Here is a 9,053-nt window from a genome sequence, read left to right on the forward strand (position 1 = left end):
ATCTCTAGAATCTCCACTCTTTCTTTATAATTTTTGTTTCGCTAAGCTTAAAAACAAGTCTATACAAGAAAATCGATACTATCATATCATATAAAGCTTTATACAAGACTATTGTTATACCAATAGTTTTAATCCTTAGTAAAAATAAAATTCCTATCACAAGTAGCCCTTTTAAGAAACTTAAAAAGAAAGTTGAAACTATTGGCACAATTGATTTATCTTTAAATATACTCTTTCCTATTTCTGAGGCTAGCAAACAAATAATCATATTACTAAACATGTTTATTCCCATTCCACTAGAAAAGTATAAATCTTGAAAAGCTCCAGCTGCAATTCCCACTACAATTCCTTCTATGGGACCATTTATAATAGCATAGGCAATCACAAATACAAGCAAAGTACTTGGGTAAATATATTTTATGGAAAGAAAGGTTATTACTGTATTATCTAAAACCGCTAATAGCAAAATTATTAGAAATAAATATATTACTTTTTTCATATTATACCTCTAATACTTAACATCGCGAGTTTCTTTAGGCACCACAATTATGAGTTGTTCTAGCTTATTGAAATCAACACTAGGCTTAATTATAGCATTTTTAACTACAGCGGCTTTGTCTTCTTCAACTTCTAAAACTTCTCCAATCTTGATACCTTTGGGATAAATTCCCCCAAGACCTGAGGTTAATATGGTATCACCTTTAGAAACCTGTGACTTAATTGATAATCCAGTAATTTGAGCTAAAAACTTGTCTTCATTTCCTTTATATCCCTTAACTATTCCATCACTTTCTTGAGTGCTTAATTCATATCCAGCCACAGCAATATTTTCATTACACAAAGATTGAACTATGGCCCAATTATCACCAACTGATGTGACCTGACCAACTAATCCTTCCCCAGTAATTGCAACCATGCCTTTTTGGATACCTACATTTTTCCCTTTATTAATTACATAACCGTCTAAAAAATTAGATCCACTTATACCTACAATATCACAACCAATATAGTTATATTCATTTCTTAAATCAGTAAAGTTAAGCATTCCTCTTAACCTCTGATTTTCTTGTTCAAGTAACACATTTTGAGTAACTTTATTTTCAAGCTCACTATTCCTACTTCTAAGTTCTTCATTTTCCTTTTTTATATCATTAACGCTAAAAATAAAGCTTAATGAGTTTTTAACACTATTTCCTACTTTATAAAACAATCCCTGAATAGGATTTAGAGTAGCCCCTACTCCATTTTCCACTAAAGACACATTTTCCTTTTGAACAGAATAGCCAATTAAGAATAAAAAGCATACTGACAGTATAATTACTATTACTGCCAGTTTGTTTTTAATGTTTTTCATTTTTTATCTTCTCTTACTCATGACATCTACATTGTCTAAGGCTTTACCAGCCCCTATAGCCACACAGTCAAGTGGAATTTCAGCTATGTTAACAGGCATATGTGTTTCGTGGTTAATTAATTTATCTAATCCTTTTAGAAGAGCTCCGCCTCCAGTTAGCATGATACCTTTATCCATAATATCTGCTGCTAGTTCTGGTGGTGTTTTCTCAAGGGTAGTTTTAATGGAATCTATAATAGCAGCTATAGGCTCACCTAGTGCTTCTCTTACCTCTGATTCAGTTATTTCTATAACCTTTGGAAGACCTGTAACTAAATCTCTTCCTCTAATTTCCATTGTATTATCTGGTTCACCTAAGTCAAAAGCTGAACCCAACTCTATTTTTATTGCTTCTGCAGTTCTTTCACCAATCATTAGGTTATATTGCTTTTTAATATATGCAATAATAGAAGTATCAAGTTCATCACCTGCTACTCTTAAAGATTTACTAGTTACAATTCCTCCAAGAGATATAATTGCAACTTCTGTAGTTCCCCCTCCAATGTCTACTACCATGCTTCCTGTAGGTTCATTAACTGGAAGACCTGCTCCTATAGCTGCAGCCATTGGCTCTTCCATTAAGAATGCCTCTCTTGCACCTGCACTTTTTGTAGCTTCTTCAATAGCTCTTTTTTCCACTTCAGTTACCCCTGATGGGAAACATACTACTATTCTAGGACTTTTAAAGGCATTTTTAGCCCCAACTTTATCTATAAAATGTCTTAACATCTTTTCAGTAACATCAAAGTCAGCAATAACGCCATCTTTCATTGGTCTAATGGCTACGATGTTCCCTGGCGTTCTACCAATCATCTGTTTAGCTTCATTACCAACTGCAAGAACTTTTCCTGTATTTTTATTTATTGCCACCACCGAAGGTTCTCTAAGCACTATACCTTTTCCTTTAACATAAACTAATGTATTAGCTGTTCCTAAATCTATTCCCATATCTCTTGACTTTGCAAATAATCCCATAAAAAAATTCTCCTTTCTACTATAAGACACCTTTTTCTTTTAAACTAACATAGGTGCCATTCCCAATTATAATGTGATCTAAAACCTCTATTCCAATGAGTTTTCCACACTCTTTTAACCTACTAGTAATACCTATATCTTCCTTGCTAGGAGTTGGATCTCCTGAAGGATGATTGTGACAAACTATGATTGAAGCACTACTACATTTAATTGCTTCAATGAATACTTCTCTTGGATGAACTATTGAGCTATTTAAACTACCTACAGATATATCTACAGACTTTATTATCACATTTTTAGTGTTAAGCATGATAAGCTTTAGATATTCTTTCTTTAAATATCGCATGTCTTCCATCACATAATCTACAAGGTCATTTGGTTGTTTAATTTTAATATCCTCTCCAGACTTAAAAGACTTAAACCGTCTCGAAAGCTCTGAAAGAGCTATGAGTTGAGTAGCCTTAGCTTCTCCAATACCTTTTAAATTTTGAAGGTCCTGTATATTAGAACTTAACAATCCATTTATGCCTCCGCATTGAGAAAGTATCCGATTGCTTAAATTTAAAATATTTTCTGTTTTGCTTCCTGTCCTTAATATTATGGCTAAAAGCTCACCATTTGACAAGCTGTTAGCTCCATATCTTAACATCTTTTCTCTTGGTCTTTCATTTTTTGGTAAATCCGTAAGTTTAATTTTTTCTTCCATTTTAAAACTCCTTTAAAGATTTACCCCCATCTCCTTAAGCATTAAATATAATTTACTTATAGACAACCCCACTACGTTGTAATAGCATCCATTTATTCTTTCAACAAAGATAGCTCCATTACCTTGTATGCCATAGGCTCCAGCTTTATCAAAAGGCTCTCCTGATTTTATGTATTCACTAATAATTTCATCATTAAGTTCCATAAATTTCACTTCTGTGCAAACACAGCTTTTTTTCACTTCCCTAGTGATATTATTTGTTATAACAATACTAGAATAAACATGATGTACATTGTTGCTTAACATTCTCAGCATAGAAAAAGCTTCTTTTTCATCTTTGGGTTTTCCTAGCACTTTGCCATTATAAAATACAATAGTGTCACAACCAATAACTAATGCTTCACCATTTACTTGTTCTAATACATCATTTACTTTTTCTTCAGCTAATATACAAACATAATCACAGGGATTTCCATGAAATTTCACAGTACTTTCATCAAAGTTGCTTGCTAAAATCTTAAAATTTTTAGTTAACTTCCCTAAAAGTTGTTGTCTTCTTGGAGATGCTGATGCCAATACAATATTCATAGTCTCACTCCTATAGTTTTCTAAATAATATTATTGCCAAAACTATACCAATAATAGACATAAAATTAATATTAAAGTTAAATCCGAAAGCTAATTCTATAACTTTTAAATCTAATAGTAACGGACTTTTAAGCCCTATGGAATAAGCCTTTCCTAAGAAATTTAGTCCACTAAAATTGTTTGCTAAAATTTCCCCAATAAAACTCCCTGAAATGGCTCCTAATAATATACCAAAAACATACTCTTTGGTTTTTATATCTCCATTTCTCATTATATATCCCCCATTTTAAAATTGAAATACATATACATTTTTATCTTATATAGTTTAACACTTAACATTTGCATATACAAGGCTATAACTTATTTTTTAAAAATTTTTTATTATTTTGTTATTTATTAGTAATTTATGTATTAATTTATTTTACATTAATGCTTTTATTGACAACATATGTAAGGTAACCTTAAACTTAGTTTGGATTTTTTAAATTACTTTGAAAAAATGTAAAAAGTGTTCATAAATGAACACCTTCTCATTTCTTTATATTATTTTTTAAATTGTTTTATTTTATCATAAGTAATACTTATGATTTCAGAAACTTTTGTTTTATCTACTTCTTCTGGCAATCCTTTAATATACTCTTTTAATTCACTAACATCCTTATAGTGTTTTTTATCTTCTTCTATGGCCTGTAAAGAGCTTGCCCAAGTTTTCAACTCATTAGTCTTAACCCCCTTTATATTCTGTTCAGAGGCTTTGTTAACTATTTTGAAATTTGCTTCAATTATTTGACACAACTCTCCTGTAGATAAGTCATCATAATATACATCAATCACCGATTTAGTAGTGTTAATCCCTTTTTCTTTAAGCATGTTATAAACGGGCTCCCACTGTTCTTTAGAATATACTCCAAAATACACTCTGAATAACTCTCCCTCTTGCACGATAAAGGGACTTCCTAAAGGTTCTACAGTCTTTCTTAAAGCTTCTGCATTTTCTTTCACTTTGAATACTCCACACTGCAATAAATAAAACTGATGATTTGGCTCTCCTTTATTTTCACCTTGCTCTTTTTTTGTCTTTTCATTACTTTCAACTGTCTTTGCATCTAGTTTACCTTCAGAACCTTTATTAAACATAAAAGATAAGCCTGTCCCTAAAAGCAATGCCGTTAAAAGAGTTATAACTAAATATAAAAAGAAACTCCCCTTACTCTTTCGCTTTTGCTTTATATTATATCTTGTGTACTTCATTTTATCACCCCAACCTTTTAATCAAATTACAAAGGATTTATTGTAATTCTATAATAATCTTTATTATACTAGCTAAAATTTTATGATAAAAACTCTTCGACATAGTTTTTTTTAAAAAATAAGTAGAGGTTTGTTTTCCTCTACTTAACATTCCTATTCACAATACATAAGCGTTAATCTTATTACTCTTCTTACAAGTCTTCTAGCCCTCTCATAAGGTATTCCATTTCGCTCCAGAAATCTGAAAATTCCTGGATTATTTTTCTCCATCCTAGTAAGAATTAAATCTACTCGAGAATAATTATCCTCATAATATTCATCTTCTATGTTAATAAGTCTATTGCCTATAAATGGAGAAGCTCCACTTACCGGAAACCCTCTTTGCATAGGACTTATTAAATTATTCATTGGCATCATTCCCATCATACAGCACATTGACATAAATTCCTTCATTTCTTCCGGAATAGCTGTGTTATCCATAGGGGCCATTGGAACAAATTCATACTCTTCATAGATAATTCCATCTTTGTCCTTTTGAATATCCATATTATACCTCCATTTTATTTCCTCCATAAAATGTATGCATATAAATTTAAATAAATTCTTTTTTTGTTTATTCTCAAGGTAAGGTAATAAGTATCTACAATAGCTCAATGACATCCCCAGCATTTTCCTTAAGTTTATCTATAGAATGTATGTATCTATTAGTGGTAGATACATTCTTATGTGCAGCAAACTCTCTTACTTTCTCAATGGTTACCCCTTTTGTTATTGCTATAGTTATTGCTGTATGTCTAGTAGAATGAACTCTTAACTTTTTATTTATATTTGCTTCTTTACATACTCTCTTTATCATGTAATTCAGGGTGCTTGGATCAAGCTTTTCTTTATTTTGACCATTAAGGGAATGTCCGATAAATAAATATTCCTCCTTATTGTTTTCAAAACCTCTCCCACTACTTAATACATATTCATGGATAAGTTCCTTCACCTTTTGTTGAATTTTCACTATATCTGCTTTATTTCCCTTTCTTATAACTTTTATCACATCATACTCTCCGTAAGTTATGACATCCTTAAGCTTTATATTAATTATTTCTGATTTTCTTAATGCAGTTGTTAATGCTAAGGATAATAAAGCTTTATTCCTTAGTCCTAGAATTGTGGAGGTGTTAATACTATTCAACAGTATTTTACATTCTTCTTCTGTTAGAAACTCTGTTTCATTATTATTTATAGTTGGTTTTTCTTCCTTTAAGTTGCCAAAGGGGTTAAACTTTATGATTTGAAACCCACTATAATTATCTGCATATTTCATCAACCACTTGTATAATGCACTAAGAGAAGATACTTTTCTATTAATAGTAGCAGAAGCTAGCCCCTTAGCTTCTAATTCCATAATAAAATCTTGAGCATGAAAAATATTCACTTTAATAATATCTTCAATTGTAATGTCCTCTATATCAATAACCTTAAAAAAATCTTTTATATCCCTTTCATAGCTTAGGCTCGTGTATTTGCTTTTTAATGCTCTAATTTCTAGAAAGTATCTAATAAAATGTTTATTTCTAAATACTTCTAAGCCCTTGCTCAATGTGTCATAATTAACAATTTCAGTATTCACTATATCACCCTTAATTTCTATAAATTCTGCCTATGAATAGATTCAAGGTTAAAAATAATTTTACTAGTTCCAAAAACTCTGGAGGAACCACGTTAAGTTAAGGTATAAATTCACTGCAGCCCTTGGTTCTCTATATTAAAACTCCTACAGCTTTTAGACTCTAAAATAAACTCGTTCCTATAACTACAAATTTAAATAATACTTTGACTTTTTACCTATCCTAATACCTTAGGAAACCTATCCCTTTAATTATACACTAAGTCTCTAAAAATATAAGAGTAGTTATTATTTTCAAAGATTTAATGTGTCTTAGGAGGGTTTATATTTAAGCTACTATAACTACTAATAAAAACTACTGAGTTTTAAAAAAATTAAAAGACTCCTATACTAAATCAATAAATTAAAGCCAATAAGTTATACATAACCTCAATACAAAGTATACCTTCAATAAAAATTACCTTTATTTCATTACACAATGCAACGGCTTAAATTTTATGCGAAAAATAAAATAAGCTATAACACCAATTATTTTTTAGTGTTATAGCCTAAATTTTTTAGAGTTCTATTAAACTAATTTGGATAATTCTAACCTGAGATTAACCTTCAAAGCTCTCAATTAACTCTACAATTTCTTTTAAAGCTGCGTTCTCATCTGAACCTTTAGTGCTTAGTGTTATGTTAGCACCTTTGCTTATGCCTAATGATAGAATACCAATTAAACTTTTTGCATTAGCACTCTTTCCTTTATGTTCAATTTTTATGTCGCATTTAAAACGTGTTGCTTTTTGAACTAAAAGAGTTGCTGGTCTAGCATGAAGCCCTTGAGAATTTTTTATTTCCATTTCTTTCGATACCATAATGTATCACCTCATCTTCTTTGGTGAATTTTTATTTTACTAAATTAACAAACTTTTCTATTCTATCTAATCCATTTTTGATATTTTCCATTGAAGTTGCATAGGATAATCTTATGAAATTATCTACTCCAAATGCAATTCCTGGAATTACAGCAACTTTTTCTTTTTCTAGTAATAGATCACTAAAAGTTAGAGAATCTTTAATTACTTTTCCATCTATCTCTTTGTTTAAAACCTTAGAAATATTAACCATAACATAGAAAGCACCTTCTGGTTTTACACAAGAAAGATTGTTTATAGAATTAATTCTGTCTACCATAAAATCTCTTCTTGCTTTAAATTCCTTCTTCATGTTTTCAACTTCACTTTGATCTCCCTTTAATGCTTCTACTGATGCATATTGAGAAATTGAGCATGGGTTTGAAGTTGTATGGCTTTGTATATTAGACATTAACGAAGTGATTTTTTCACTTGCAGCAGCGTAACCAATTCTCCAACCAGTCATTGCATAAGCTTTTGACACACCATTAATTACTATAGTTCTATTATATGCATCTTCATTTAAGCTTGCAATGGATATATGCCCTTCATTTCCATATAATAACTCTTCATATATTTCATCTGAAATTATAAATAAGTCCTTTTCCTTTGCAAAATTTGCTAATAACTCTAATTCATTTTTTGTATAAACTGTACCTGTTGGGTTATTAGGGCTATTAATGATTATAGCTTTTGTGTTTTCAGTAACAACTTTCTCTAATTCCTCTACAGTTAATTTAAATGAATTACTTTCCTCTGATTGAGCAAATACAGGAACTCCATCAGCAAGCTGAATTAACTCTGGATAACTTACCCAGTAAGGAATTCCAACAATAACTTCATCCCCTGGATTTAAAATTGCTTGAAAAACGTTAGCTAAGCATTGCTTTGCACCAGTAGAAATAATAATTTGAGAAGTTTTATAAGTTAAGTTATTATCTTTCTTAAACTTTTCAACTATAGCTTCTTTTAATTCTATTATTCCTGAAGCTGCTGTATATCTTGTAAGTCCTTGCTCAATAGCTTTTATAGCTGCTTGTTGAATATTTTTTGGAGTATTAAAATCTGGTTCTCCAGCTCCAAATCCTATAACATCAATTCCCTCGGCTTTCATTTTTTTAGCTTTTGCTGTAATTGCTAAAGTTAGAGATGGTGATATTTGCATAGCTTTTTTTGATAACATCATATTTAGTACCCCCAAATTTATATATTTTATAAAACTGAAATATTAAATTTCAAATCTATATAATTATTTTTTATTTAATCCTTATTTTTTATTACTATAATTCTTAATAATTTTAATTAATTATTTTATTTGATTTGTAGGGAATAAAAATTAAGACTTAGTTTTCAAATACACCTAGCTTAATTTTGTTAAAACTTTTATCCATAAGGAAATAAGTTTTACGCCACTTAACCCTATATAATACAACATTTAGCCACAAACAATATTGAACTAATTGTTAATTTTTGAATTGAATTAACATTTGAATAAAAAACTTCAACCTTTCATAAAAAGAAAGTTTGACTTCACATTTATAATATAGCATTTATTAATTACAGTGTAAACCTTTAAAGTATATTTTTCACAAGTTTTACAAAAGGGGCTGTCGCTTTAGC

Annotated in this window: 11 protein-coding genes; all 11 read right to left on the reverse strand. The window is 30.1% G+C overall.

The window, feature by feature from the left end:
• Positions 1 to 4 precede the first annotated feature (4 nt).
• Positions 5 to 499, reverse strand: coding sequence for a rod shape-determining protein MreD (mreD, locus tag B3040_RS01150; protein ID WP_291569418.1), 495 nt, complete (start codon positions 497 to 499; stop codon positions 5 to 7).
• 9 nt (positions 500 to 508) lie between these two features.
• Complete coding sequence (mreC, locus tag B3040_RS01155) at positions 509 to 1,354, reverse strand: rod shape-determining protein MreC (RefSeq protein ID WP_291569419.1); 846 nt, start codon at positions 1,352 to 1,354, stop codon at positions 509 to 511.
• A 3-nt stretch (positions 1,355 to 1,357) separates the two neighbouring features.
• Positions 1,358 to 2,368 carry a rod shape-determining protein gene (locus B3040_RS01160; protein WP_291569420.1) on the reverse strand — a complete coding sequence of 337 codons (1,011 nt, stop codon included), beginning with the start codon at positions 2,366 to 2,368 and terminating at the stop codon, positions 1,358 to 1,360.
• A gap of 19 nt (positions 2,369 to 2,387) precedes the next feature.
• Positions 2,388 to 3,074 (reverse strand): RadC family protein, encoded by a 687-nt coding sequence (gene radC, locus B3040_RS01165; protein ID WP_291569421.1) that lies wholly within the window; start codon positions 3,072 to 3,074, stop codon positions 2,388 to 2,390.
• A 12-nt stretch (positions 3,075 to 3,086) separates the two neighbouring features.
• Positions 3,087 to 3,662, reverse strand: coding sequence for a Maf-like protein (locus B3040_RS01170; RefSeq protein WP_291569422.1), 576 nt, complete (start codon positions 3,660 to 3,662; stop codon positions 3,087 to 3,089).
• Positions 3,663 to 3,672: 10 nt separating this feature from the next.
• Complete coding sequence (locus B3040_RS01175) at positions 3,673 to 3,933, reverse strand: DUF4321 domain-containing protein (RefSeq protein WP_291569423.1); 261 nt, start codon at positions 3,931 to 3,933, stop codon at positions 3,673 to 3,675.
• Positions 3,934 to 4,205: 272 nt separating this feature from the next.
• Positions 4,206 to 4,913 carry an SPOR domain-containing protein gene (locus B3040_RS01180; protein ID WP_291569424.1) on the reverse strand — a complete coding sequence of 236 codons (708 nt, stop codon included), beginning with the start codon at positions 4,911 to 4,913 and terminating at the stop codon, positions 4,206 to 4,208.
• A gap of 153 nt (positions 4,914 to 5,066) precedes the next feature.
• A complete protein-coding gene (locus B3040_RS01185; RefSeq protein ID WP_291569425.1) occupies positions 5,067 to 5,459 on the reverse strand; it encodes a hypothetical protein in 393 nt (130 codons plus the stop codon).
• Positions 5,460 to 5,553: 94 nt separating this feature from the next.
• The gene (locus tag B3040_RS01190; protein WP_291569426.1) at positions 5,554 to 6,537 is read right to left on the reverse strand and encodes a tyrosine-type recombinase/integrase; all 984 of its coding nucleotides are present in this window, start codon (positions 6,535 to 6,537) and stop codon (positions 5,554 to 5,556) included.
• A 596-nt stretch (positions 6,538 to 7,133) separates the two neighbouring features.
• On the reverse strand, positions 7,134 to 7,394 hold the full coding sequence (locus B3040_RS01195) for an HPr family phosphocarrier protein (protein WP_291569427.1): 261 nt from the start codon (positions 7,392 to 7,394) through the stop codon (positions 7,134 to 7,136).
• A 31-nt stretch (positions 7,395 to 7,425) separates the two neighbouring features.
• Positions 7,426 to 8,619, reverse strand: a complete 1,194-nt coding sequence (locus B3040_RS01200) for a pyridoxal phosphate-dependent aminotransferase (protein WP_291569428.1) — start codon at positions 8,617 to 8,619, stop codon at positions 7,426 to 7,428.
• Between the last annotated feature and the right edge of the window lie 434 nt (positions 8,620 to 9,053).

This window comes from Clostridium sp. UBA4548 (assembly GCF_002387895.1).
GTDB lineage: Bacteria > Bacillota > Clostridia > Clostridiales > Clostridiaceae > Clostridium_J.

What these genes read in the sequence shown, in the direction of transcription:
- B3040_RS01160 (WP_291569420.1), bottom strand. Translation starts at nt 2,368, where the DNA reads ATGGGATTATTTGCAAAGTCAAGAGATATGGGAATAGATTTAGGAACA.
- B3040_RS01180 (WP_291569424.1), bottom strand. Translation starts at nt 4,913, where the DNA reads ATGAAGTACACAAGATATAATATAAAGCAAAAGCGAAAGAGTAAGGGG.
- mreC (WP_291569419.1), bottom strand. Translation starts at nt 1,354, where the DNA reads ATGAAAAACATTAAAAACAAACTGGCAGTAATAGTAATTATACTGTCA.
- B3040_RS01185 (WP_291569425.1), bottom strand. Translation starts at nt 5,459, where the DNA reads ATGGATATTCAAAAGGACAAAGATGGAATTATCTATGAAGAGTATGAA.
- radC (WP_291569421.1), bottom strand. Translation starts at nt 3,074, where the DNA reads ATGGAAGAAAAAATTAAACTTACGGATTTACCAAAAAATGAAAGACCA.
- B3040_RS01170 (WP_291569422.1), bottom strand. Translation starts at nt 3,662, where the DNA reads ATGAATATTGTATTGGCATCAGCATCTCCAAGAAGACAACAACTTTTA.
- B3040_RS01200 (WP_291569428.1), bottom strand. Translation starts at nt 8,619, where the DNA reads ATGATGTTATCAAAAAAAGCTATGCAAATATCACCATCTCTAACTTTA.
- mreD (WP_291569418.1), bottom strand. Translation starts at nt 499, where the DNA reads ATGAAAAAAGTAATATATTTATTTCTAATAATTTTGCTATTAGCGGTT.
- B3040_RS01175 (WP_291569423.1), bottom strand. Translation starts at nt 3,933, where the DNA reads ATGAGAAATGGAGATATAAAAACCAAAGAGTATGTTTTTGGTATATTA.
- B3040_RS01195 (WP_291569427.1), bottom strand. Translation starts at nt 7,394, where the DNA reads ATGGTATCGAAAGAAATGGAAATAAAAAATTCTCAAGGGCTTCATGCT.